The organism is Nocardia sp. NPDC056000 (assembly GCF_042269265.1).
Lineage (GTDB): Bacteria > Actinomycetota > Actinomycetes > Mycobacteriales > Mycobacteriaceae > Nocardia.
Genome location: NZ_JBHJXS010000012.1, coordinates 375,710 through 400,814 on the forward strand (window position 1 = coordinate 375,710; position 25,105 = coordinate 400,814).

Genomic DNA, 25,105 nt, shown 5'->3' on the forward strand with positions numbered 1-25,105 from the left:
TTGGCGTTGGTACCTCTCACGGACGAGGAAGTGATGTAGGCGCATGGGAAACAGCGGTGCCCCAGAGAAATTGGAAAAGGTTGTAATTCGGTTCGCTGGCGACTCCGGCGACGGTATGCAGCTCACCGGTGACCGATTCACCCACGAGGCAGCCGCATTCGGCAATGACCTCGCCACCCAGCCCAGCTTTCCCGCCGAGATCCGCGCGCCCCAGGGCACGCTGCCGGGTGTTTCCTCATTCCAGATCCAGATCGCGGACTATGACATCCTCACCGCCGGTGACCAGCCCGATGTGCTGGTGGCGATGAATCCCGCTGCGCTGAAGGCGAATCTGGAGGATCTGGCGCGCGGGGCGACCTTGATCATCAATACGGACGAATTCACCAAACGTAATCTCGCCAAGGTCGGGTATGCCGGTGATCCGCTCACCGATGACACTTTGACCGATTTCGTGGTGCACAAGGTGCCCATGACTTCGCTGACTCTCGGTGCGACCGAACCGACCGGTGTGGGCAAGAAAGACGGTCAGCGCGCCAAGAATATGTTCGCGCTGGGATTGCTGTCCTGGATGTACGGGCGGCCACTCGGCGGCACCGAACAGTTCATGCGGGAGAAATTCGCCGCCACGCCGGATGTGGCCGAAGCGAATATCCTCGCATTCCGGGCAGGGTGGAATTATGGCGAAACCACCGAATCCTTCGCCACCACCTACGAGGTCGCTCCCGCGACGCTGCCCGCGGGCACCTACCGGCAGATCACCGGCAATACCGCGCTCGCCTACGGCATCGTCACCGCCGGGCAGCTGTCCGGGCTGCCGGTCTTCCTGGGGACCTATCCGATCACCCCGGCCTCGGACATCCTGCACGAGCTGAGCAAGCATAAGAACTTCGGCGTCACCACCTTCCAGGCCGAGGACGAGATCGCCGGAATCGGTGCGGCACTGGGGGCTTCGCTCGGCGGCGCGCTGGGGGTCACCAGCACGTCCGGACCCGGACTGGCGCTCAAGAGCGAAACCATCGGCCTGGCAGTGATGACCGAACTGCCGCTGCTCATCGTCGATGTGCAGCGCGGCGGGCCGTCCACCGGACTGCCGACCAAGACCGAACAGGCCGATCTGCTGCAGGCGCTGTACGGGCGCAATGGCGAATCGCCGGTCCCCGTGGTGGCACCGCGTTCGCCCGCGGACTGTTTCGACGCCGCCGTGGAGGCCGCGCGCATCGCGCTCACCTACCGCACGCCCGTGCTGCTGCTCTCCGACGGCGCGATCGCCAATGGCTCCGAACCGTGGTCGATCCCCGAGGTGAGCGAAATGCCGCGCATCGACCCGGGATTCGAGCCCGCGGGCGATCCGGGCGATCCGTTCGAACCCTATGCCCGCGACCCCGAAACCCTGGCCCGTCCGCTCGCGGTACCCGGTACGGTCGGGCGCGCGCATCGCATCGGCGGTCTGGAAAAGGCCGACGGCAGCGGCAATATCTCGTACGAGCCCGCCAATCACGAACTGATGGTGCGGCTGCGGCAGGCCAAGATCGACGGCATCACCGTGCCCGATCTCGAGGTCGAGGATCCCAGCGGGCGGGCCGAACTGCTGCTCATCGGCTGGGGCAGCTCCTACGGACCGATCGGCGAGGCGTGCCGGCGGGCCCGGCGGCGCGGCGTGCCGGTGGCGCAGGCGCATCTGCGGCATCTGAACCCGTTCCCCGCCAATCTCGGTGCGGTGCTGAAGCGCTATCGCACCGTGGTCGCACCGGAGATGAACGGCGGCCAGCTGGCCATGCTGCTGCGCGCCCGCTATCTGGTCGATGTGCAGCCGTGGACCAAGATCGCCGGGCTGGCCTTCTCGGCACAGGAACTCGTCGGCGTCATCGACGCGGCACTGGACGGATCCATCGCGGAGATGGAACAGGCCAAGGCCTTCGCCGCCCGAGCGCGGGCCACCTACCGCACATCAGGGGGTAACGCATGACCATCCTCGAAAACCCTTTCGTGGGAACCGATCTCGGCCTGACCGGGCTGTCCGGAGTACCGCGCGCGGACGGACCGCAGAAGGCCAAGGACTACACCACCGATCAGGAGGTGCGCTGGTGCCCGGGCTGCGGTGACTACGTCATCCTCGCCACCGTGCGCGGCTTCCTGGCCGATCTCGGGCTCGAACGCGACAACCTCATGTTCGTCTCCGGGATCGGATGCTCGAGCCGCTTCCCGTATTACCTGGAGGCGTACGGGATTCACTCGATTCACGGGCGTGCGCCCGCCATCGCCACCGGGCTCGCGGTCACCCGGCCGGATCTGTCGGTGTGGGTGGTGACCGGTGACGGTGACGCGCTGTCCATCGGTGGCAATCACCTCATCCACGCGCTGCGGCGCAATGTGAACATGACGATCCTGTTGTTCAACAACAGGATCTACGGGCTCACCAAGGGGCAGTACTCGCCGACCTCGGAGACCGGCAAGGTCACCAAATCCACGCCGATGGGGTCGATCGACCATCCGTTCAACACGCTGTCGGTGGCGCTCGGCGCCGAAGCCACCTTCGCCGCACGGGCTTTGGACTCCGATCGGGCCGGGCTCAACGAGGTGCTGCGGGCCGCCGCCGAACATCGCGGCACCTCATTCGTGGAGATCCTGCAGGACTGCCCGATCTTCAATGACGGTTCCTTCGACGCGCTGCGCCGCGACAACGCCGAATCGCATTTGATCCGGCTGCGGCACGGTGAACCCATCCGGTTCGGGGCCGAGAGTGAATTCGCCGTGGTGCGAAGCGGTTTCGGGTTGCGTGTGGTGCGCGCGGACAGCGTCGCCGACTCCGAGATCGTGGTGCACGACGCGTACACCGATAGTCCGGAATACGCGTACGCGCTCTCGCGGCTCTCGGATCAGGACCTGTCACACGTGGTGACCGGCGTCTTCCGCAGCGTCGCCCGCTCCACCTACGACGACGGCGTGCGCGCCCAATTGGAGACGGCGGCCGAACGCAAACCGGTACAGGAGAATTCGCTTCAGCGCCTGCTCACCGGCCGCGAAACCTGGACGGTCGCCTGAGCTTTCGATCACCGAGAAGGCGTTCCGCAGGCGCTGAGGCATATCAGCGAAGCGCTTGCGGGGCGCCTTCCGCATGTCTGTCGCACAACACCATTGCATGGGTATATGTACGACCGTATGCTTACTTTCATGACCGCACTAGCGCAACCTTTGACCGAGGACACGGATCCGTATGTCCTGCCACCCACCGAACTCGCCGCACTGCTGTTCGACGCGCCCTGGCGGCGGTACGCGGTATTCGGCGACAGCCTGTCGGTGGGCGCGGGTGATGCCACCCCGGGGTACGCGGATCTGGGCTGGCCCACCCGCGTCGAGCGCGTGCTGCGCATGGTGCGTCCGGACCTGGAGTACCTCAACACCGCCCGCGTCGGGGCCACCACCGCGCAGGCGCTGGCCGAGCAGGGCGAGCGCATCCACGATTTCGCGCCCGATCTGCTGCACGTGAACAGCGGCGCGAACGATATCGTGCGCCGTGAGCTCGATTGGGAGCAGATCGAGCACGGTCTGCGCACCATGTACCGATTCGCCGCGGCCACCCGCGCCCAGATCGCCGTGTACACCCTCGGCCGCGCCTTCGTCATCCCGGTCTTCCCGGATTGGGGCGACCGATTGCGCAGGCTGAACGACCTCACCCGCACGCTCGCTCGCGAATTCGACGCCGTCCTGGTGGATTCCGAGGATCACCCGCTCAATGACCGCCCGAACCTGTTGAGCGAGGACGGAATCCACTTCTCCACCTCCGGCCAGGCCATCCTCGCGACGCTCATGGTCCGCGAACTCGCGCATCGCCTGGCCTGATCCGGACCAAAAAATTTTAGGGAAACTAGCTATGGTTGAGTCTAGTCAGGTGCTGGTATCGCCACCCGTCCGGGATCGGTCGAATCTCATTCTGCTGGTGCTGTGTTCGGCGGCCTTCATGGCGATGCTGGACACCTTCATCGTCAACGTCGCCTTCACCGCCATCGGCGACGGCTTTCCGGGATCATCGCTCGCGGATCTGAGCTGGGTGCTCAACGCCTACACCATCGTGTACGCGGCGCTGCTCATACCGGCCGGACGGCTGGCCGACCGCTACGGCCGCAAACGCGGATTCCTCACAGGCCTGGCCGTTTTCACGGTCGCGAGCGTGGCGTGCGCCCTCGCGCCGAGTCTGTGGTCGCTCATCGGATTCCGCGCGCTCCAGGCGGCCGGGGCGGCGCTGCTCACACCCACCAGCCTCGGACTGCTGCTGACCGCACTACCGGTCGAACGCCGCGCGACCGCCGTGAAGATCTGGGCCACCTCCACCTCCCTCGCCGCCGCGATCGGCCCGATCATCGGCGGGGCGCTGGTGCAGCTGTCCTGGCAGTGGGTGTTCCTGGTCAATGCTCCGGTCGGGGTGATCGCCATGGTCGCGGGGTCTACGTGGTGCCCGATCTCGAAGACGCTGTGGCAGGCAGGATCCCGGATCTGCTGGGCGCGCTGGTGCTGGCGCTCGGGCTCGGTGCGCTGGCGCTGGCCTTGGTCAAGGGGCAGGAGTGGGGCTGGTCCGGGACGTCGACGCTCATCGCCTTCGCCGTGGCCGCCGCCGGATTCGGCACGGTGATCGTGCGGGTGCTGACCCACGCCATGCCGATCGTGGATCCGGGACTGCTGCGGGTGCGCACCTTCTTCTGGTCGAACATCACCGCGCTGCTGTTCTGTACGGCGTTCGGTGCCGTATTGCCCAGTGCGGTACTGCGATTGGAGACCGGTGCGCACTACAGTGCCCTGACCACCGGTCTCGCGCTCGCGCCGGGACCGCTCATGGTCATGGTCTTCGCCGTGGCCGGACAGCGCCTCACCCGGCGCGGCTGGCCCGCGAATCGCATTGTCGCCCTGGGCAATGCGCTGTTCGCCTGCGGCGCTGTGCTGTTGGCGGTGAGTGCGGGCACGGAGGTCGACTACCTCACCCGGGTGCTGCCCGGCTGGATGATCATCGGTGTGGGAGTGGGGTTTTCACTGCCCAGCCTGCTCGCCGCGGCGACCGTCGGCCTGCCGCCCGCGCACGTGTCGAGCCGTAGCGGTGTGGTCAATACCAGCCGCCAGCTCGGCTATGTCTTCGGCGTCACCATGCTCGTCGCCATCCTCGGCACACTGAGCGCCGACGCGGGTGCCGCCGTCACCGGGTTCACCCGCGCCTGGTGGGCCATCGCCGCGGTGGCACTGCTGAGCACGCTCACCGCGCTCGGCACTACCGCACGCGCCGAAGCGATTGCCTGACAGCGCTGTTCGCGACTACTTCAGGCCGGGCGGATTGTTCAGATCGCGCGCCGAGAAGGTGTCGCACATCTTGATCTGCCCGGACTTGTAGCCCGACAGGAACCACTTCTGGCGTTCCTCGGACGAACCGTGCGTCCAGGCTTCGGGATTCACGCGACCGGTCGACGCCTTCTGAATGCGATCGTCGCCCACGGCCGAAGCCGCGGAGAGACCGTCGTTGATGTCGTTGTTGGTCAACGGCTTCAGGAACGGCTGATCCGAACCGGGCGCGGGCAGCTTATCGGCGTAGTACGCCCACACGCCCGCATAGCAGTCGGCCTGGAGTTCGGTGCGGACCGCACCGGACTCCGGACCCTGCGGATCACGTTGCGCCCGATTGATATCGCCGAGCAGGTTCTGGATGTGATGGCCGAACTCGTGCGCCACCACGTACTCCTGCGCCAGCGGTCCGCCGCTCGCACCGAAGCGATCCTTGAGTTCCTGGAAGAAGCTGGTGTCGAAGTACGCGGTCTGATCGGCCGGGCAGTAGAACGGCCCGACCGCCGAGGACGCGCGGCCGCAGCCGGTGTTCACCTGACCGGAGAACAGCGTCACCTTCGGGTCGACGTATTTCTTGTTCACCTGCTTGGGCAATTCGGTGCTCCACACCGCGTCCAAGCTCTGCACCGTCAGCACCACTCGACAGTCCACGTACTTGTTCGCGTCCGCACCGGTCTTGCAGTGATCGGGTGTTTTCACCGATCCGCTGTTGGCATTGCTGTCCGCACCCGTGAACTGTCCGAGCACACTCCCCGGATCGCCACCCAACAGCAATGTCGCTATCAGCACGATGATGCCCACGGCACCACCGCCGAGAACCAATCCGCCGCCCATGCCCGGTCCGCCACCGCCGCCGGAAACCCGGTTCGGGTCGATCTGCAGGCCCTCGTTGAAGGTCATACGCACTAGCTTGGCACGGCCGCACGGATATCGGTTTCCACTCGGGAAACGTGTCTCACTACGATGGGAGCGCACCCGGCGGACCCCGCGGTGTTTTCCAGCCCATCGAAAGGATTCCCGTGCTGCGCACCCACTTGGCTGGTTCGCTGCGAAGCGAGCAGGCCGGTCAGACCGTCACCCTCACCGGATGGGTGGCCCGGCGTCGAGACCACGGTGGCGTGATCTTCATCGATCTGCGTGATGCGTCGGGCGTGTCGCAGGCCGTCTTCCGTGAGGGCGAGCCCGCCGAACAGGCCCATAAGCTGCGCAACGAGTTCTGCGTGAAGGTCACCGGTGTGGTCGAGAATCGGCCGGCCGGCAGTGAGAACCCGAACCTGCCCACCGGTGCGATCGAGGTGAACGTCACCGAACTCGAGGTGCTCAACGAGTCCGCGCCGCTGCCGTTCCAGCTCGATGACGAGCCGGGCGAAGAGGCTCGCCTGAAGTACCGCTACCTGGATCTGCGCCGCGAGGGCCCGGCCCATGCCATCCGGCTGCGGTCCAAGGTCAGCGCCGCCGCCCGCGAGGTGCTCGGCAATCACGCGTTCGTCGAGGTCGAGACCCCGACCATGACGCGTTCGACCCCCGAGGGCGCGCGCGACTTCCTGGTCCCCGCGCGTTTGCAGCCGGGCAAGTTCTACGCGCTGCCGCAGTCCCCGCAGCTGTTCAAGCAGCTGCTCATGGTCGCGGGCATCGAGCGGTACTACCAGATCGCGCGCTGCTACCGCGATGAGGACTTCCGCGCCGACCGCCAGCCCGAGTTCACCCAGCTCGATATCGAGATGAGCTTCGTGACCCAGGAGGATGTGATCCTGCTGGCCGAGGACATCCTGGTCGCGCTGTGGAAGCTGATCGGGCACGAGATCAGCACCCCGATCCCGCATATGACCTACGCCGACGCCATGCGCCGGTTCGGTTCGGACAAGCCCGATCTGCGCTTCGGCATCGAGATCACCGAAATGGCGGAGTACTTCAAGGACACGTCCTTCCGCGTGTTCCAGGCTCCGTACGTCGGCGCGGTCGTCATGCCGGGTGGTGCCTCGCAGCCCCGGCGTCAGCTCGACGCCTGGCAGGAATGGGCCAAGCAGCGCGGCGCGAAGGGCCTGGCGTACATCCTGATTCAGGAGGACGGCACCCTGGGCGGACCGGTCGCCAAGAACCTGACCGATGCCGAACGCGAGGGTCTGGCCAAGTACGTCGGCGCGAACCCGGGCGACTGCGTGTTCTTCGCCGCCGGTGAGGCCAAGCCGCAGCGCGCGCTGCTCGGCGCGGCCCGCGGTGAGATCGCGCGCAAGTGCGGCCTCATCGACGAGAACGAGTGGGCCTTCGTCTGGATCGTGGACGCCCCCATGTTCGAACCCGCCGCCGACGCCACCGCCAGCGGTGATGTGGCCCTCGGCCATTCGGCCTGGACCGCGGTGCACCACGCCTTCACCTCGCCCAAGCCCGAACATCTGGCCACCTTCGACACCGATCCCGGTTCGGCGCTGGCCTACGCCTACGACATCGTCTGCAACGGCAATGAAATCGGCGGCGGCTCGATCCGTATTCACCGAAAAGACGTGCAGGAGCGGGTCTTCAAGGTGATGGGCATCAATGACGAAGAGGCCCAGGACAAGTTCGGCTTCCTCCTCGACGCCTTCTCCTACGGCGCTCCGCCCATGGGCGGCATCGCCTTCGGCTGGGACCGCATCACCGCGCTGCTCGCCGGAGTCGACTCCATTCGCGAGGTCATCGCCTTCCCGAAGTCCGGTGGCGGCGTCGACCCGCTCACCGACGCCCCGACCCCGATCACCCCGATCCAGCGTCGCGACGCGGGACTGGATGTGAAGCTGGACGAGAACGGCAACCCGGTCAAGGCCGAGAAGTAGGCCGTACGAAAAACGAAGCACCCGTTGCCGATTCCTCGGCGGCGGGTGCTTCGTCGTTCCGGTGGATCAGTACTGCACGACCAGGCGGCCGGTGAGGAAGCGGTAGGCGTAGGTGACCGCGATGGCGCTGACCGGACCGGCGACCAGCAGGCCGATACCGCAGCAGAGCGCGCCGACGAAGGTGATGACCAGGACGGTCAGGGCCAGCAGCAAGATCTGCAGGACATTCGCGATCACCAACTGGGCACTGGCCTTGATGGCGTTGATCGGATCCATTTCCTGATCGATCACGAAGTGCAGCGAGAACATGCACAGGATGCCGACGATCACGACCGGGAAGATGCAGAGCATCGAGGCGATCAGACAGGCCACGAATACGATGAGCGCGGTGAGCAGCACGCTGCCCGCGTTCACGAAGCCGAAGAAGGCCGGGAAATCCGGTGGGGTGCCATCGGTTTCGTAGAGCGCGCCGCGAATCATGGCCGCCTGCAACAACCAGACGATCAGGGCCGCCACGGCGAACATGAGCAGCACACCCGCCAGCGACTGCACATTCACGATATTGACCAGCAGCGTGACCACCAGCCAGGCGATCAGGCCGATCAGCACCATGCCGACCCAGGGAATCGGGTTGGCGCGGAAGCGATCCCAGCCGTAGGACACGGCGTGGCCGACATCGAGGCGCTCGTACGGGCGGGCCGTGATGGAGTTGTCAGCGGGCCCGGGCGGGGGAGTGCCGTCCGGACCCAGGGGCACGCTGCCGGGGGGAACGCTGCCCGGCGGGACATTGCCGGGCGGGAAACCACCCTGCTGGGGTGCGCCCGGCTGACCGTAACCCTGGGGGCCGCCCTGCTGCGGATATCCGCCCTGCGGACCGCCCGGTCCGAAGCCGCCCTGCGGTGCACCCTGCTGCGCGAAGCCGCCGCCCTGCGGATTGCCCTGCTGCGGTGGGAACCCGCCCTGCGGATTACCTTGCTGCGGTGCGAATCCGCCCTGCTGGGGGTAGCCGCCCTGGGGGCCGCCCTGCTGCGGATATCCGCCCTGGGGATTGCCCTGTTGCCCGAACCCGCCCTGGGGGTTGCCCTGCGGAGGGTAGCCGCCACCCGGATTGCCTTGCTGCGGTGGGAATCCACCGGCGGGCTGACCCTGCGGCGCGCCCGACTGCGGGTGCAGGCGGGGCGGGGGTTCGACGGCCTCGCCGTACTGCGCCGCGCCCGGACCGTCGAATTGCGGGTAGCCCGCGCGGCCGGGCAATTCGTGCCTGCCGTGTTCGGGGCCGCCGGAAGACGCTGCGGGTTCGGGGTTCTGGTGCTGTCCGGAACGGGCGGTCGAGCGCGGTCCGCCTTGGTCGCCGGGAGTGTCGCCGGAGGGATCGTTCGGTGCGGAGGGCGGCGTGCCGGTCATGGTCGCGAGCCTTTCACATTTCCCGTTTTACGGTGTGGCGCACAGCAGTTGAACATGAGACAACTAGACCACCCCGGTTGTGTCAAGCAACCAGCGCCGTGTGGGCAAACCCTTGACCAAGACACGCCGGACGACGCGCGAAAGGTTGCGCAACCGCTCGCTGAAAGTGACCTGGTGCGAGTAACTTGGGACGAGATGACCGCACTATTGGCCGAACGCGCCGCCGAAGTCGTGTCCGCGGCACAACAGTTGCTCACAAAGCGAATGGGTGCTCCGGTAAAGCTGAGTGATCCTATGGAACTCAGCGGTAGTGGTAGGACGACGGTACTTCGCGTGCGTGTTGCGGAGAACGCGTTTTCACTTCCTCGCACACTCATAGTGAAGCAGGTACGTGGCGCCGCACAGGAACGACGCACCGGGGGCATGGCACCCGGTGTGGCCAGCATCGACTCCGCATTCTTGCGCGAGGCGGTGTCCTACCAGTTCACCACCGCGCTGGGGCGTGACCACCGACCGGGGGCGTACCTACTCGCGTACAGCCTCCCCGACCGGCTGCTCATTCTCAGCGATCTGGGCGAGAACACCTCGCTCACCGCGGTCCTACAGGCGAACGCCGAACCCGCCGGGCGCAACTCGCTCATGGCATTCGCGCAGGCCCTGGGCCGCATGCACGCCGCCACCGTCGGCCGCGAGGCCGATTTCGTAGCCCTGCTACGCCGCGTCGATGTGGTGCACCGGGTCGACGGAATCGCCCAGCAGGCCGAGACCGCCGTATCCGAAGTGCCCGTTATGTTGCAGCGCGAACTCGGCATCGAGGTGCCGGGTGAGATCGCCGAACGCATCGTGCGCGGTAACCGGCTGTTCTCCGCGGGGCGCTATCGCGCCTTCAGCCCCTCGGATCTGTGCCCCGACAATGTCATTCTCAACGAGGAGGGCGCACGCTTCCTCGACTACGAATGGGGCGGCTTCCGCGACGCCACCCTCGATATCGCGTACGCGCTGGTCTCCTTCCCCGGCTGCCTCTGCGATTTCGAACTCTCCCGCGAACGCGCCCGGCAGATGGTCGAAGCCTGGCGCTCGGAAGTGGTCGCGGTCTGGCCCGCCCTCGCCGATGACGATGTGCTCAACGAGCGCATCCTCGAAGCCCGGCTCATCTGGGTGTGGTTGTCCACCTACTGGTTCCTGCCCGCCGACCACACCCGCATCGCGGCGGCGCGTGAGCACGGACTGTCGATTCCGCGCTCGGCCGCACTGATCAATCGCTGGGCCGCCCTCGCCGAGGACGCCCGCTGCACCGGTGACGATTCGCTGGGTGACTTCGCCGAACACGTCTCGGCGACCCTCGAAGAGCACTGGGAAGAATAGACAGCTCGGCGCTTGAAGGCCGGATCCCCGTCGGGGCCCGGCCTTTACGCTGTTCAGGAACTGAATAGGACCGCTGCGGGTCGGGTCAGACCATCGGGTTCGAGCGCGGCTCGATGCGGCCGCCGCGCCGCACGCCGAAGGAAATACCGTGGCGGACAGCGGTCTTCGGATCGGACACATCGGTCAGATAGAACCAGTCCATCTGCGCCTGATCCGCGTCCACGTGCAGTACGCCGTACCCGTGCGAATCCAGCTCCGCGTAGTGCAGATGGCGGTTCACCCCGATCAGCGCGGTTTCGGCGACGACCGAGGCGGTGCGCGGCGGGGTCTTGGTCATATCGCCCATGCTCTGCGAGGAGACCGATGGGACAACGAATTCCACGCCCGCGGTCTGCCCGGCCGGATAGTTCGCGGCATCTACGGGAATGTCCGCGGCCCACGAGGTATGGATATCGCCGGTCAGGAAGACCACATCGGCGACCTGGTTATCGGTGATGGCGCGCAACAGCTTCTGCCGATCCGCCGTGTATCCATCCCATTGATCCAGATTGGCCGGAATGCCCGACTCCGGAATGCCGATCAACTCGGTGAGCGCGGCCGTGGTCGCGGGCTCCAGCGGCGGGAACACCAGCGGGGCGATCATGACCGGATTACCGATCAACTTCCAGCTCACCGGGGCGGAGGTCACACCGGCTGTGACCCAATCCAATTGGTCCTTGCCCGCGATGGTGCGATCCGGGCTGTCCACCACGCGCCAGCCCGGACCCGACTTGGCCTGCTGACTGCGGTAACTGCGCAGATCCAGCATGGACAATTCGGCCAGGGTGCCGAAGCGCAGTCGCCGATACAGTCGCCGATCGCCGCCGGTGCGCACCGGCATCCACTCCAGATACGCCTGGAGCGCGGCCTCCCGGCGCGCCTGCCAGTCGCCCTCGGTCGCGGGCTGATGGTTCTCCGCGCCGCCGGACCAGGCGTTATCGGCGGATTCGTGATCGTCCCAGGTGCAGATGAACGGCACCCGCGCGTGCAGGGTCAGCAGATCCGGATCGGTCTTGTACTGCGCGTGCCGAATTCGGTAGTCGGCCAGGCTCACGATCTCGTGCGCGGGGTCGTGCGGGCGCACCGAACCGTTGCGGCCGCCGTATTCACCGCGCGGATATTCGTAGATGTAATCCCCGAGATGCACGATGGCATCGAGATCCTCGCGCGCCGCGAGATGCCGGTATGCCCCGAAATAGCCTGCCTCCCAATTGGCGCAGGACACCACGCCGAGGCGCAGGCGGTCCGGAGCGGCCGCGGCTTCGGGCGCGGTGCGGGTGCGACCGACCGGTGAGGTCTGGCCGAGAGCCGTGAATCGATAGAAGTATTCGCGCGCCGGAGCCAGTCCGGTCACATCGACCTTGATCGTATGGTCGGATTCCGCACTCGCCGTATGGTTTCCGGATGCCGCGATCGATCCGAATCCGGCATCGCTGGCAACCTCCCAGCGCACCGAAGTGGGTGCGCCCGCACCCGATCCGGGGGTCGCGTCCTCCGAGGGCGTGACGCGCGTCCAGATGAGGACGCCGCCCGGTAATGGATCCCCGGAAGCGACCCCGTGCCGGAACACATCCGACTCCGCACGCGCCGTCCCCGCCCCGAGTAGCGATACCGCGACCGCGGCCCCACCACCCTTCAACGCGGAACGACGATCGAAGGGCGTTGCGATGATCTCGGTGAGGCGCACGCGTCGATCAGATCCGATACAGCACCCGCTAGGCAAATCTGGACGGATGAACAGTTCGTAACAACGCCGTGTGAACGTTCACACACCGCACAGCGATCTTGAATCATGCGTGACTACCGCGAAATGTGTGAGCTCTTCGACACCAACCATCTCGGCGAACCACCGATCCCGGCCCGATTCCGATCGCCGCTGCGCAAGGTCGCGGAGTGGACGTACGCGACCCGCGATATCGACCCCCTGCGCATGTACATGTTCGGCGACTATCGGTTCGAAGCCGAGCGGGAACGCGTCGCGGACTATGTCGCGGTATCCCGGGCCGGTGCTGACACCGACCCGTCGTACGCGATCACCACCTATCAACTCACGCTCGGCTCGCTGGCCTTGTTCGCTCAGGTCGGCTGCGGGGGAGTCGACCGGGACCGTGCGGTCGATGTCGCGAAGGTGCGCAGAATGTTCAATGCCTGCGCCATGCTCGCCGATATCGCCGAGGTGGTTCCGGCGTGTCCGAGGCATCAGCTGATCCTGACCTACTGCGACTTTCGCGAATCACGGCTGCGGTGGCATACCCGGCTCGATGAACCGGCCTGCGCCATCGCACCGAATGACCTGGAGCGTGAGCGGACGAGACGACCCGGAGCCGATCCGCTCCCGCTGTTCGCGGCGGCGGCCCGAGCGCTCGAAGCTCATGCGGGGTCGACGGCCCGCGATGACGAATAGGTCCTCGACCGGCGCTTGGCACGCCCGGAGACGGCGGTGCGGCGAATCCTGTCGTGGGCGGACGGTACGGTCGCGGGGTGAGTGACGGGTTGTTCGACGCGCCGGGGACGGAGGACGTGGACGAGGGGTTCGTGCCGAGTGTGGCACCGATGGGTGAGGGGTTCGCGCCACTGGCCGTGCGCATGCGGCCGCGGAATCTGGATGAGGTGGTCGGGCAGCAGCATCTGCTGGGCCCGGGATCACCGCTGCGCAGATTGATCGAAGGGTCCGGGGCGGCATCGGTGCTGCTGTACGGACCGCCCGGCACCGGGAAGACGACGCTCGCCTCGCTGATTTCGCAATCGACCGGGCGGCGGTTCGAAGCGCTCTCGGCCCTGTCCGCCGGAGTGAAAGAGGTGCGCGGGGTCATCGAATTGGCGCGGCGGCGGCTCACCGTGGGTGAGCAAACCGTGCTGTTCATCGATGAGGTGCACCGGTTTTCCAAGACCCAGCAGGACGCGCTGCTGGCGGCGGTGGAAAACCGCATCGTGCTACTGGTCGCCGCGACCACCGAGAATCCGTCGTTCTCCGTCGTGTCACCGCTGCTGTCGCGATCACTGGTACTACAGCTGACCTCCCTGTCGGAGGCCGATATTCGCCAGGTGCTGACCCGTGCCATCGAGGACCCGCGCGGGCTGGCGGGGGAGTACACCGTCAGCGACGAGGCGATCGAACACATCGTGCGCATCGCGGGTGGCGACGCCCGGCGCTCGCTCACCGCACTCGAAGCCTCGGCCGAATCGTCCCTGGACGGGAATGTCGGCGTGGAACTGGTGGAGGCCAGCGTCGACAAGGCCGCCGTGCGCTACGACCGCGCGGGCGATCAGCATTACGACGTCATCAGCGCGTTCATCAAATCGCTGCGCGGATCCGATGTGGACGCGGCGCTGCACTATCTGGCGCGCATGATCAGCGCGGGTGAGGATCCGCGATTCATCGCCCGCCGCTTGATGATTCAGGCCAGTGAGGAAGTCGGCATGGCCGATCCGACCGCACTGCAAACCGCGGTCGCCGCCGCGCAGGTGGTGCAGCTGGTCGGTATGCCGGAGGCGCAACTGGCGCTGACCCAGGCCACCATCCATATCGCGACCGCACCCAAATCCGGTGCGGTGGTGAAGGGTATCGGCGCGGCCATGGCCGATGTGCGCGCGGGCAAAGCGGGCGCGGTGCCGCCGCACCTGCGCGATGGCCACTACGCCGGTGCGGCGGCGCTGGGCAACGCGCAGGGGTACAAATACCCGCACGATCACCCCGATGGTGTGCTGGGGCAGCAGTATCCGCCCGACGAATTGGTCGGGACGGATTACTACCACCCCACCGATCACGGCTATGAACGCGAAGTCGGCCCCCGAGTCACCAAACTCCGCCGCATAGTCCGGGGAAAGTAGGAGTCGGCTACATCGTGCCGGTGAGTGCGATGACCGCGAAGTGCGCACCCTGCGGATCGCTCAATACCGAGAAGCGCCCGATCGGGATATCGGTCGGTGGCACCGCGACCGAACCGCCGAGTGCGGTGGTCTTGGCGACGATGGCATCGGTATCGGCGACGGCGAAGTAGACCATCCAGTGCGAGGGCACATCGGCGGGCCAGTTCTCATCCATCTGCATCATGCCCGCGATGGAATTACCGCCGACCTTGAATTCGGTGTAGGTGGTGCTGCCGAATTCCGCTGTGCTGCTTTCCCATCCGAATACGTCGGCGTAGAAAGCCTTGGCGGCGTCGATATCCCGGCAGTTCAGCTCACTCCAGCAGTAGCTGCCGGGCTCGTTGACGATGCCCGCGCCCTTGAAGTCGTACGCCTGCCAGGCCGCGATGACCGCGCCCCGGGTATCGGCGAAGACCGCCATGCGGCCCTGTTCGGGAACATCCATGGGTTCCATGAAGACCTGTCCGCCCGCGGCCTGCACGGCCTTCACGGTGGCGTCGACATCGAGCACATTGACATAGGTGGTCCAGGAGGGCGGCTGGCCCTCCATCATGATCGGCATGGCGGCGGCGACCTCATTCCCCTCGGTGCCCGCGAGGGTGAACATGGTGTACCCGCCGTACTGCGGATCCGGTGAGGAATTGGCCTGCCAGCCGAACAACTCACCGTAGAAATTGGAGGATGCTGCGATATCGGGGGTGGCGAGATCCACCCAGTTGGGGACTCCCGGATCGTACGAGCTCATTTGCGGCATGGCCGACTCCTCTCGGGCGGGAAAATGTACCGGCTCATGGGCCGATGAGCCGACACCGCGAGCCTAGAACTCCATGCCCTCGATGTCCGGTTATCCAGCGAACTCGCGTTCCGACCGGGCGTTCTCATTTTCATGCCGTGAACAGCGGGTTTACGGTGCGCCGACACCGGATGGCGCGATGGTGCGAACCGGTTCGGCGAGCGGCTCCGAAATCCTGCGGCGGTAGCGTCGAATGCGCTGAGTGTGCTTCCGCCGTAACGGAATTCGATCGTTGACTCCGGTTGTGGGGCGCTCGTAGGCTGGTCGTGACTCCGGCGAAAGAAGTTGGTATGACCATTCAGTCCGAAGTTCGTGAGTATCCGTTCGGGGAGCCGGTTCGGCTGGACGCTCATCCGCTGTTCGAGACATTGCGGCGCGAGGAACCGGTGTCCCGGGTGCGGTTGCCCTACGGCGGGGAGGGCTGGCTGGTCACGCGGTTCGACGATGTGCGCATGGTCCTCGCCGACGCCCGGTTCAGTCGGGCAGGGGTGGTGGGCCGTGAGGATGTGCCACGGGTGACTCCCGAACCGGCGCGCGGGGATTCACTGCTCAACTCCGATCCGCCCGAGCACACTCGGCTGCGGAAACTGGTGGCGAAGGCGTTCACCGGGCAGCGGGTGCGAGCGCTGCGCCCGCATGTGCAGGACATAGTGGACCGCCTGCTCGACGATATGGAGCGCGGCGGCTCGCCCGCCGATCTCATCCCCGCGCTGGCGCTGCCGCTGCCGGTCACCGTGATCTGTGAAATGCTCGGTGTCCCGCCGCGCGATCAGCACCGGTTCCGGGACTTCTCCGACATCGTCATGTCCACCACGGCCGCCACTCGCGAACAGATCGTCGCCGCCCGCGCCGGGCTGGAAACCTATCTGGCCGAACAGGTCTCGGCCCGCCGCGCCCAGCCGCGCGATGATCTGCTCGGCGCGCTGGTTGCCGCGCGCGATGACGGGGACCGGCTCACCGAAGCCGAACTGGTGGGCCTGGGCGTCACCATTCTCATCGCCGGACATGAGACGACCGCGAATCAGATCGCCAACTTCACCTACGTGCTGCTCACCCAGCCGGGGCAGTGGGAATACCTGTGCGCGCGACCGGAACTGGTGCCCACCGCCGTCGAGGAACTGCTGCGCTTCGTCCAATTGGGTTCCGGCGGCGGGTTTCCGCGCATCGCGACCGAGGATGTCGAGTTGTCCGGCACTCGAATTCGCGCCGGTGAGGCGGTATTCATCAATACCCAGGCCGCCAATCGCGATGAATCGGTCTTCACCGCCGCCGATGCCCTCGATCTGACCCGGGAACACAACCCGCACATGGCTTTCGGGCACGGCTTCCACCACTGCCTGGGAGCGCAGCTGGCGCGTATCGAACTTCAGGTGGTGTTCGATACGCTGCTGCGGCGCTTCCCGGCACTGCGGCTGGCCGTGCCCGATACCGAAATCCCTTGGAAGCGCGGCATGCTCGTGCGCGGGCCGACATCGCTCCCGGTCAGCTGGTGATCAGTCCCGGAACAGGCCGTTGTCCCGGGCGATCCGCTCGATCTCCTTCGGGGTGCCGCCCATGATCACGCGAACGTGTTCGGTGACCAGTTCGACCGGCCAATCCCACCAGGCGGCGCGCAACAGCAGATCGATCTCCTCGTCCGGGAAGCGCTGCTTCACCGGCTTGGCCGGATTGCCGCCCACGATCGTGTAGGCGGGCACATCGGCCGTCACGACCGCACCCGTCGCGATGATCGCGCCGTCGCCAATCCGCACGCCCGGCATGATCAGCGCGTTGTAGCCGATCCACACGTCATTGCCGACGACGGTGTCACCCCTGCTCGGAATCGAGGTGAGGATGTCCAGGGTGTCCTCGGCCCAGGTGCCGCCGAAGATGGTGAACGGGAAGGTCGACACGCCCGCGGTGGGGTGATTCGCGCCCGCCATGATGAATCGGGTGCCGGTGGCCAGCGCGCAGTACCTGCCGATGATCAGCTTCTCCGGCCCGAACGCGTACAGCACATTCCGGGTCTCGAACTCGGTCGCCGCGTCCGGATCGTCGAAGTAGCTGTAGTCACCGACTTCGATATTCGCCGAGGTGATGTGCGGTTTCAGGAATACGGTGCGGTCCGTGTGCGGCAGCGGATAGGGCGTTGATGGGTCCGGGATCACACTCACCCCAGCGATGGTAGCCAGCGCCGGGCGGGGGCTGAAAACCCGCTGGACCGGGACCGGTAGGCTTGACATCTGTGCAGACCCACGAGATTCGCCGACGCTTCCTGGAGCATTTCGTCCGTGCCGGACACACCGAGGTTCCCAGTGCCTCGCTGATCCTGGCCGACCCCAACCTGCTGTTCGTCAACGCGGGCATGGTCCAGTTCGTCCCGTATTTCCTCGGTCAGCAGACCCCGCCCTGGGCGACCGCGACCAGCGTGCAGAAGTGCGTACGCACCGGCGATATCGAGAATGTCGGCATCACCACCCGGCACAACACCTTCTTCCAGATGGCGGGCAACTTCAGCTTCGGCGACTACTTCAAGCGCGAGGCCATCACCTTCGCCTGGTCGCTGCTCACCTCGCCCGTCGAGGACGGCGGCTACGGCTTCGACCCCGAAAAGCTGTGGGCCACGGTCTACCTCGACGACGATGAGGCCGAGCAGATCTGGCTCTCCATCGGTATGCCCGCCGAGCGCATCCAGCGCCGCGGTATGGCCGACAACTACTGGTCCATGGGCATTCCGGGCCCGTGCGGCCCGTGCTCGGAGATCTACTACGACCGCGGTCCCGAATTCGGTATCGAGGGCGGCCCGGAGGCCGATGAGGATCGCTACCTCGAAATCTGGAACCTCGTGTTCATGCAGAACGAGCGCGGTGAGGGCCGCGGCAAGGACGATTTCGAGATCCTGGGCCCGCTGCCCAAGAAGAATATCGACACCGGCATGGGCATCGAGCGTGTCGCCTTCCTGCTGCAGGGCGTCGACAATGTCTACGAAACCGATCTGCTGCGCCCGATCATCAGCAAGGCCGAGGAACTGACCGGTCGCAACTACGGTGTCGAACACGCCGATGATGTGCGCTTCCGCGTCATCGCCGACCACGCCCGCACCGGCGCCATGCTCATCGCCGACGGTGTGAACCCGGGCAATGACGGCCGCGGCTATGTGCTGCGCCGACTGCTGCGGCGCATCGTCCGCTCGGCGCGTCTGCTGGGTGCGGACAAGCCGGTCATGGGTGAGTTCATGAAGGTCGTCAGCGAGCTCATGGCCCCCTCGTACCCGGAGCTGGCCACCGATTTCAAGCGCATCGAAACCGTCGCCGTCGGTGAGGAGAGCGCGTTCCTGCGCACCCTGAACACCGGTTCCAAACTGTTCGACGATGCCGCCTCCGAGGTGAAGGCCCAGGGCGGCAGCAAGATCAGCGGCACCGAGGCGTTCACACTGCACGACACCTATGGCTTCCCGATCGACCTCACCCTGGAGATGGCCGCCGAGGCCGGACTCCAGGTCGATGAGGAGGGCTTCCGCTCGCTCATGGCCGAGCAGCGCGCCCGCGCCAAGGAGGACGCCTACTCGCGCAAGCACGCGCACGCCGACCTCACCGTCTACAAGGAATTCGTCGACCGCGGCGCCACCGAATTCACCGGCTTCGACGAACTCGCCACCGAGGCAACGGTTCTCGCGCTCATCAAAGATGGCGTACGAGTGCCGGTGGCCGAAGTCGGCCAGGACGTGGAGATCATTCTCGATCGCTCGCCGCTGTACGCCGAGTCCGGCGGTCAGATCGCCGATCGCGGTTCGATCGTGTCCTCGCACGGGCTCAAGGTGCGCGTCAACGATGTGCAGAAGATCGCCAAGACGGTATGGGTGCACAAGTCCACCGTCGAGGGCGGTCAGCTCACCGAGGGTGACACCGTGCTCGCGCAGGTCGATCCGGCCTGGCGGCACGGCGCGACCCAGGGCCACTCGGGCACCCATATGGTGCACGCCGCGCTGCGACAGGTGCTGGGCCCCAACGCCGTTCAGGCGGGCTCGCTGAACAAGCCGGGCTACCTGCGCTTCGACTTCAACTGGCAGGGCGGGCTCTCCGAGCAGCAGAAGGCCGATATCGAGGCCATCTCCAACAATGCCGTCGCGGACGATTTCGCCGTGAACACCTTCGTCACCGATCTGCCGTCCGCCAAGAAGATGGGCGCGATGGCCCTGTTCGGCGAGAACTACGGCGATGAGGTGCGCGTCGTGGAGATCGGCGGACCGTTCTCCATGGAACTGTGCGGTGGTACCCACGTAAAGCACTCCTCGCAGATCGGACCGATCACCCTGCTGGGTGAGTCCTCGGTCGGTTCGGGTGTGCGGCGCGTGGAGGCCTTCGTCGGCCTGGACTCGTACAAGTACCTCGCCAAGGAGCGGGCGCTGCTCGCCGGTGTGGCCTCCTCGCTGAAGGTGCCCTCCGATGAGGTGCCCGCGCGCGTGGAGCAGCTCGTCGAGCGACTCAAAGTTGCCGAAAAAGAGCTGGAGCGCACCAAGATTCAGGCCGTGCTCGCACAGGCCGGAACTTTCGCCGCGCAGGCGCAGCGCGTGGGCAAGGTGCTGCTGGTGGCCGCCGCCGCTCCCGAGGGCGTCGGCGCGGGCGATCTGCGCACCCTGGTCGCCGATATCAAGGGCCGCCTGGGCGCGGAACCGGCCATCGTCGCGCTGCTCGGCAATGACGAGGGCAAGGTCCCGTTCGTCGTCGCGGTCAGCAAGCACGCCCAGGATCTGGGTGTGAAGGCGGGCGATCTGGTGCAGTCCTTCGGCCCCAGCATCAATGGCCGCGGTGGCGGCAAGCCGGAGATGGCGCAGGGCGCGGGCTCCGAACCCGCTGGTATCGAGGCCGGACTCGCGGCCTTGCGGGCGCGGGTGGCCGAGCTCGCCGGGTGATGCCCCCTTCCGAACCCTCGGACTCTCCGGGCGTCGACGGCGACGCCCGGACTCACACCGGAACACCGGGATTCGCGGTGGACCGGCCCAGCCCCTCGGATGATCCGGGTCGCGGCAGGCGGATCGCGCTCGATGTGGGCACGGTCCGCATCGGCGTGGCCTCCAGCGATCCGGACGGCCTGCTGGCCACCCCGGTCGAGACCGTGCCCAAGGCGAAGAAGATCGCGCCCGGCACCCTCGCACCCGACCTTGCCCGAATTGCCGAAATTGTGCGCGAATACGAGGCTGTGGAAGTGATTGTCGGCCTTCCCCGCACCTTGCGCGGAGAGAGCGGCTCGTCGGCTAAGCTGGCGGCCACCTTCGCGGGGCGTTTGCGGACTTTGATCGCACCGGTGCCGGTGCGGCTTTCCGACGAACGTTTGACTACGGTGTCTGCTGCACGGGCGTTGCGGGACAGTGGAGTTCGCGCGCGCGGGCAGCGGTCCGTCATCGATCAGGCGGCCGCCGTGTCGATCCTGCAGGGTTGGTTGGACGAACGGAGTGCAGCATTGAAGCCGCGCGGTGATGGTGATCTTGCATGACCGACCGCTGGACGCGAGCCGAGGAACGCTACCGGCAGAGCGCTGAACGCCGTTATCGCCGTGACGACCTGGACTGGTCGGAAGTCGACGATTACGAGGACGACACCACCGTCATCCCGCGCTATGAGGATGACGAGGACGATGAGCCGATCCTGGAGCCGGAACCGCCGCGCCGCCAGGCGCCCCAGCGCGCCGAGCGCGGTGGCGACCGCGGTCGCGGTGGCAACGGGCGTGGCGGTAATGGGCGCGGTGGTTCGCGTGCCTCGGGCGGCCGCGGCGGACAGCGCCCGCGCCGCTCCCGCGCGGCCTCGCGCAAGGCCGCCGAGCGCAAGCGGCGGCGGCGGAACCTGATCGTCATCGGCACCGTATTCGTCGTATTGTTCGTCGGCGCGGCCGGATTCGCGACCTGGAAGTTCATGAACCGGTTCACCGCCGCCGAGGATTACGCCGGCGATCCGGGACCGCTGGCCGTGGTGCAGGTCAAGCCCGGCGATACCGCCACCCAGATCGCGGACACCATGTTCGCCAAGGGCGTGGTGGCCAGCAGCGCCGCCTTCTACGAGGCCGCGGTGCGCAATGACAATATGAGCTCGGTGCAGCCCGGCTACTACGCCATCGCCAGTCACAGTCGTGCCGCGGAAGCCGTTGTCGCCCTGGTCGGCAAGAACTCGCGGGTCGGCAATGTGGTCATCTCCGAGGGCCGCCAGCTGCACGACTCCACCGATGTGAGCACCGGCGCGCGCAAGGACGGCATCTACCGCAAGATCGCCGACGCCAGCTGTGTCGGCACCGGTTCGGCCGCCAAATGCGTGACCTACGACCAGCTCGAGGCGGCGGGCGGCAGTGCCGATCCGAGCCTGCTCGGGGTGCCGTCGTGGGCGATGGACCGGGTGCGTCAGGTGCCCGATCGCAGTCGGCAGCTGGAGGGCCTGATCGCCGCGGGCACCCTGGATTTCGATCCGAGTGGTTCGCCCGAGCAGATCCTCAAGCAGTTGGTGACCACGAGCGCGGCGACCTACGAGTCCACCGGGATCATGAATTCCGGTGCCGCCAACGGTCTTTCGCCCTATGACACGCTGATCGGCGCATCGCTGGTGGAGCGCGAAGCGCTGCCGCAGGATATGTCCAAGGTGGCGCGGGTGATCGTGAACCGGCTCAAGGCGGATCAGAAACTGGAGTTCGACTCCACGGTCAACTACGCGCTCCCGGCCACCGAGGTCGCCACCACGGACGCCGACCGCAATAAGAAGACCCCGTGGAATACGTACGCGATGGCGGGCCTGCCCGCGACGCCCATCTCCGCACCGTCGGTGGATGCCATGCGCGCCATGGAGAAACCCGAACCGGGGAACTGGCTGTACTTCGTCACCGTCGACAAACAGGGCACCACCCTGTTCACCGACAGCTACAGCGAACATCTGCGCAATATCGAAAAGGCCAGGCAGAGTGGAATTCTCGACAGTGGACGGTGAGCGCCGCAAGGCTGCCGTACTCGGCAGCCCCATCTCGCATTCGCGCTCGCCGCAACTGCACCTGGCTGCCTATCGCGCGCTGGGCCTGGACTGGACCTATGAGCGCATCGAATGCGATGCCGAACAACTGCCGGGTCTCGTCGACGGGTTGGGCCCGGAATGGGTCGGCCTGTCGGTGACCATGCCGGGCAAGGTCGCCGCGCTCGACTACGCGACCGAGCGCACCGACCGCGCCGAATTGGTCGGCTCGGCGAATACGCTGCTGCGCATCGACAATGGCTGGCGCGCCGACTGCACCGATGTGGACGGCGTGCGCGGCGCACTCGAGGGCGCGGGCGTGAAAGAGCTCGAGAAGGCCATGGTCATCGGCGCGGGCGGCACCGCTCGCCCCGCCCTGCTGGCCCTGGCCGAACTCGGCGCGCATACGGTGACGATCGTCGCCCGCAGCCCGCGCCGCGCCGCCGACACCCTGGAACTGGCCGAACGCCTTGGCCTTTCCGCTGAGGTCATCGGCTTCGATCCGGACGGTATCGGCTTCGTCTGCTCCGATATCGACGCCGTGGTCAGCACCGTACCCGCGGCCGGAGCCGAACCCATCGCCGAAGCGGTGGCCCACGCCCCCGTGGTCCTGGACGCCATCTACAACCCCTGGCCCACCCCACTCGCCGCGGCGGTGACCCGCGCGGGCCATACCGTGGTCAGCGGCCTCGAAATGCTCCTGAACCAGGCCTACGGCCAGGTCGAACAATTCACCGGTCAGCCCGCTCCGCGCGCCGAAATGGCTGCGGCACTACAGGATTGACCGCATCATCCGGCTGCGGTTCGAAGGCGTTCCGGAAGGTGAAGGCGTGCGGTGTCGGACCGTGCGCGCGTAGGTGATCCAGGCGCTCCATCGACTCGGCCAGCGTCGGCGTGTATCCGATCGGCACCCACCACAGCACGACGATGGCCTCCTTGCCGGGGAGGAACCATTCGCGGCGGCGGCGCAGGAATTCCATGTGCTCGCTGCGGTAGACGTAGTTGAACATCGCCTCGCGTGATTCCCAGACGCTGAGGTTCACCAGCATGTCCGGGTCGGCCTCGTAGGGGCGCACGGAGGTCGCGTTGTTCGAATCGGAGTCGACCAGTCGCCAGACGAAACCGGGGGAGTCGTCGGCGAGGGCGTTGATGCGATCGAGTCCGGCGTAGAACTCGGCGACCCGCGGGTCGCCCTCGGGGGCGATCATGCGGCCGATATTGAAGAGCGCGAGATGCATGACCGAACTATAACTAATCTGTGTTTGTTTTAGAAAGGCTTACGCAGCATCGGCCCGGGGCCGGATCCATCCGCGCGGTCCAGCCCGCCTCGGCGGCAACGCCTTCCAGCAGTGCGAAGTTCAAACCGCAGACCAGGGGCGGGAAGTCGACCGCGAGCTGATGGAAAGGGCAGTTGCGCAGGCGAATCACCTCGCCGTCCAGGTATGGCTCATAGCCGCGTTCGCGCAGGACCTCGAGCGGATCACGGTCCGCCATGGCGGGTCCGTGCTGCGCGGCGGCCTTGGCGATCGCCTCCTCGAACCCGGCGTGTTCGGTGACCTCGGCGAGAACCGTTGCCAGGGTGCGATAGTCGCGGGCGGGCAGGCTGACCGCGAATTCGGCCTCGGCGCGCCGATAGAACTTGGCGGGCCTGCCCGAACCGGGCCCGGTCTTGCCCTCTGGTCGCCGGAAAACCGCGTCCAGGAGTCCGGCCTCGGCCATCTTGTCCAGGTGGAACGCGGCCAGCGGCCGTTTGATCTCGGCGGCCTCGGCGGCCTCATCCCTGCTCACATCGTGGTTCGCGGCGGCGATGTAGTCGTACAGCCGCCTGCGAATCGGATCCTGCAGCAGGGCGACGGCTTCGATGCTCACCCTGCATTTCTAGCAGCGTGCTCGGATCGCGAGCCGGGTCGCCGGGTACCGTGCGTGGTGCCGGATCGGGAAACGGATACAGTTCTAGAACCGGTTTCAGTTAGGCCGGGCCAATTCGCAGGTTAAGGTGATCATCATGAATGCGTGGGTGTTGCGCGCCGTGGGTCTGGGAGCGCTGACCGTTGTGCTGCGGACCTTGCTCGGTTTCGCGATGGTGAACTGGCCGACCAATGGCTCCTGGATGCGGATCTTGTGCCTGATCGTGCTGGTCGCGATCGTGGTCGCCTGGGGCGTGGTGGACGGCCGGCACGACCGTCGCGCCAATCCCGATCCCGATCGCGGCGCTGATCTGACCATGCGCTGGCTCAAGGCCGCGCTCGCCGGTGGCCTCGGCGCCGGTCTGGTCGCCTGGCTCCTGGACTTCCTGCCCAAGTTCGACCTCGGTGACAACGGCCTGCTCTTCGAGATCTCCTCGGGCGCGTCGTTCATCATCCTGATCATCTTCATTCCGGCCATGATCGGTGTGGCCCTGGGCCGCTACCTGGTCGGCCGCGAGTCCAAGAAGGGCTCGGCCAACGCGAACACCGTCGCCCTGAACAAGGAAACCGCCGGCGTCTGACGCCGCCGCGACGCAGAACGCCCGCGGTCGATATCGACCGCGGGCGTTCTTG

Annotated in this window: 21 protein-coding genes; 14 read left to right on the forward strand and 7 right to left on the reverse strand. The window is 66.5% G+C overall.

Translation table 11 applies throughout. From position 1 onward, the window contains the following. The first annotated feature begins 43 nt into the window (after window positions 1-43). The 4 genes from ACFC4D_RS33365 to ACFC4D_RS33380 all read left to right on the forward strand — a co-directional run bounded on the left by ACFC4D_RS33365 (window position 44) and on the right by ACFC4D_RS33380 (window position 4,627). A complete protein-coding gene (locus tag ACFC4D_RS33365) occupies window positions 44-1,966 on the forward strand; it encodes a 2-oxoacid:acceptor oxidoreductase subunit alpha (protein ID WP_376069073.1) in 1,923 nt (640 codons plus the stop codon). Beyond that, entirely contained in the window at window positions 1,963-3,042 is a 1,080-nt protein-coding gene (locus ACFC4D_RS33370; RefSeq protein WP_376069074.1) for a 2-oxoacid:ferredoxin oxidoreductase subunit beta, read from the forward strand. Before ACFC4D_RS33365 ends, ACFC4D_RS33370 begins: the two co-directional genes overlap by 4 nt. Window positions 3,043-3,171: 129 nt before the next feature. Next, window positions 3,172-3,840, forward strand: a complete 669-nt coding sequence (locus tag ACFC4D_RS33375) for an SGNH/GDSL hydrolase family protein (protein WP_376069076.1) — start codon at window positions 3,172-3,174, stop codon at window positions 3,838-3,840. A gap of 31 nt (window positions 3,841-3,871) precedes the next feature. Next, window positions 3,872-4,627 (forward strand): MFS transporter, encoded by a 756-nt coding sequence (locus tag ACFC4D_RS33380; protein WP_376069079.1) that lies wholly within the window; start codon window positions 3,872-3,874, stop codon window positions 4,625-4,627. 671 nt (window positions 4,628-5,298) lie between these two features. Here ACFC4D_RS33380 and ACFC4D_RS33385 read toward each other — a convergent pair. After that, entirely contained in the window at window positions 5,299-6,222 is a 924-nt protein-coding gene (locus ACFC4D_RS33385; protein ID WP_364632390.1) for a neutral zinc metallopeptidase, read from the reverse strand. A gap of 119 nt (window positions 6,223-6,341) precedes the next feature. Between ACFC4D_RS33385 and aspS the strand changes: the two genes are divergently transcribed. Further along, a complete protein-coding gene (gene aspS, locus ACFC4D_RS33390; protein ID WP_375953492.1) occupies window positions 6,342-8,132 on the forward strand; it encodes an aspartate--tRNA ligase in 1,791 nt (596 codons plus the stop codon). Window positions 8,133-8,198: 66 nt separating this feature from the next. On the opposite strand, the gene ACFC4D_RS33395 is transcribed toward aspS, so the two are convergent. Beyond that, entirely contained in the window at window positions 8,199-9,536 is a 1,338-nt protein-coding gene (locus ACFC4D_RS33395) for a hypothetical protein (RefSeq protein WP_376069081.1), read from the reverse strand. Window positions 9,537-9,731: 195 nt separating this feature from the next. Between ACFC4D_RS33395 and ACFC4D_RS33400 the strand changes: the two genes are divergently transcribed. After that, on the forward strand, window positions 9,732-10,901 hold the full coding sequence (locus tag ACFC4D_RS33400; RefSeq protein ID WP_364632396.1) for a kinase: 1,170 nt from the start codon (window positions 9,732-9,734) through the stop codon (window positions 10,899-10,901). 85 nt (window positions 10,902-10,986) lie between these two features. On the opposite strand, the gene ACFC4D_RS33405 is transcribed toward ACFC4D_RS33400, so the two are convergent. Further along, complete coding sequence (locus ACFC4D_RS33405; RefSeq protein WP_376069083.1) at window positions 10,987-12,627, reverse strand: alkaline phosphatase D family protein; 1,641 nt, start codon at window positions 12,625-12,627, stop codon at window positions 10,987-10,989. 105 nt (window positions 12,628-12,732) lie between these two features. Here ACFC4D_RS33405 and ACFC4D_RS33410 point away from each other — a divergent pair, with 105 nt between their 5' ends. Both ACFC4D_RS33410 and ACFC4D_RS33415 read left to right on the forward strand, forming a co-directional pair. After that, the gene (locus tag ACFC4D_RS33410) at window positions 12,733-13,344 is read left to right on the forward strand and encodes a hypothetical protein (RefSeq protein ID WP_376069086.1); all 612 of its coding nucleotides are present in this window, start codon (window positions 12,733-12,735) and stop codon (window positions 13,342-13,344) included. Window positions 13,345-13,421: 77 nt separating this feature from the next. After that, window positions 13,422-14,771 carry a replication-associated recombination protein A gene (locus tag ACFC4D_RS33415; protein ID WP_376069089.1) on the forward strand — a complete coding sequence of 450 codons (1,350 nt, stop codon included), beginning with the start codon at window positions 13,422-13,424 and terminating at the stop codon, window positions 14,769-14,771. A gap of 7 nt (window positions 14,772-14,778) precedes the next feature. Here the strand turns inward: ACFC4D_RS33415 and ACFC4D_RS33420 are convergent, their stop codons facing one another. Then, entirely contained in the window at window positions 14,779-15,564 is a 786-nt protein-coding gene (locus tag ACFC4D_RS33420; RefSeq protein ID WP_375953482.1) for a VOC family protein, read from the reverse strand. 329 nt (window positions 15,565-15,893) lie between these two features. On the opposite strand from ACFC4D_RS33420, the gene ACFC4D_RS33425 reads away from it, so the two are divergent. Then, window positions 15,894-17,096, forward strand: a complete 1,203-nt coding sequence (locus ACFC4D_RS33425; RefSeq protein ID WP_376069091.1) for a cytochrome P450 — start codon at window positions 15,894-15,896, stop codon at window positions 17,094-17,096. Here ACFC4D_RS33425 and ACFC4D_RS33430 read toward each other — a convergent pair whose 3' ends face one another. Beyond that, window positions 17,097-17,756, reverse strand: a complete 660-nt coding sequence (locus ACFC4D_RS33430) for a CatB-related O-acetyltransferase (RefSeq protein WP_376069094.1) — start codon at window positions 17,754-17,756, stop codon at window positions 17,097-17,099. It abuts the gene before it with no gap. A 71-nt stretch (window positions 17,757-17,827) separates the two neighbouring features. Between ACFC4D_RS33430 and alaS the strand changes: the two genes are divergently transcribed. The 4 genes from alaS to ACFC4D_RS33450 all read left to right on the forward strand — a co-directional run bounded on the left by alaS (window position 17,828) and on the right by ACFC4D_RS33450 (window position 23,349). Further along, complete coding sequence (gene alaS / locus ACFC4D_RS33435) at window positions 17,828-20,494, forward strand: alanine--tRNA ligase (protein ID WP_376069097.1); 2,667 nt, start codon at window positions 17,828-17,830, stop codon at window positions 20,492-20,494. A gap of 77 nt (window positions 20,495-20,571) precedes the next feature. Next, window positions 20,572-21,075, forward strand: coding sequence for a Holliday junction resolvase RuvX (ruvX, locus tag ACFC4D_RS33440; RefSeq protein WP_375953475.1), 504 nt, complete (start codon window positions 20,572-20,574; stop codon window positions 21,073-21,075). Beyond that, window positions 21,072-22,547 (forward strand): endolytic transglycosylase MltG, encoded by a 1,476-nt coding sequence (gene mltG, locus ACFC4D_RS33445; RefSeq protein WP_375953474.1) that lies wholly within the window; start codon window positions 21,072-21,074, stop codon window positions 22,545-22,547. Before ruvX ends, mltG begins: the two co-directional genes overlap by 4 nt. Then, on the forward strand, window positions 22,522-23,349 hold the full coding sequence (locus ACFC4D_RS33450) for a shikimate dehydrogenase (RefSeq protein ID WP_364632412.1): 828 nt from the start codon (window positions 22,522-22,524) through the stop codon (window positions 23,347-23,349). The genes mltG and ACFC4D_RS33450 overlap by 26 nt, the downstream gene beginning before the upstream one ends. Here ACFC4D_RS33450 and ACFC4D_RS33455 read toward each other — a convergent pair. Together ACFC4D_RS33455 and ACFC4D_RS33460 are read right to left on the reverse strand one after the other, a co-directional pair. Continuing rightward, on the reverse strand, window positions 23,297-23,803 hold the full coding sequence (locus ACFC4D_RS33455; protein WP_376069100.1) for a DUF3291 domain-containing protein: 507 nt from the start codon (window positions 23,801-23,803) through the stop codon (window positions 23,297-23,299). The two genes, ACFC4D_RS33450 and ACFC4D_RS33455, sit on opposite strands and share 53 nt — an antisense overlap. A gap of 13 nt (window positions 23,804-23,816) precedes the next feature. Continuing rightward, window positions 23,817-24,434 (reverse strand): helix-turn-helix transcriptional regulator, encoded by a 618-nt coding sequence (locus tag ACFC4D_RS33460; protein WP_376069103.1) that lies wholly within the window; start codon window positions 24,432-24,434, stop codon window positions 23,817-23,819. A 136-nt stretch (window positions 24,435-24,570) separates the two neighbouring features. Here ACFC4D_RS33460 and ACFC4D_RS33465 point away from each other — a divergent pair, with 136 nt between their 5' ends. Next, window positions 24,571-25,053 carry a B-4DMT family transporter gene (locus tag ACFC4D_RS33465; protein WP_376069106.1) on the forward strand — a complete coding sequence of 161 codons (483 nt, stop codon included), beginning with the start codon at window positions 24,571-24,573 and terminating at the stop codon, window positions 25,051-25,053. Window positions 25,054-25,105: the final 52 nt, after the last annotated feature.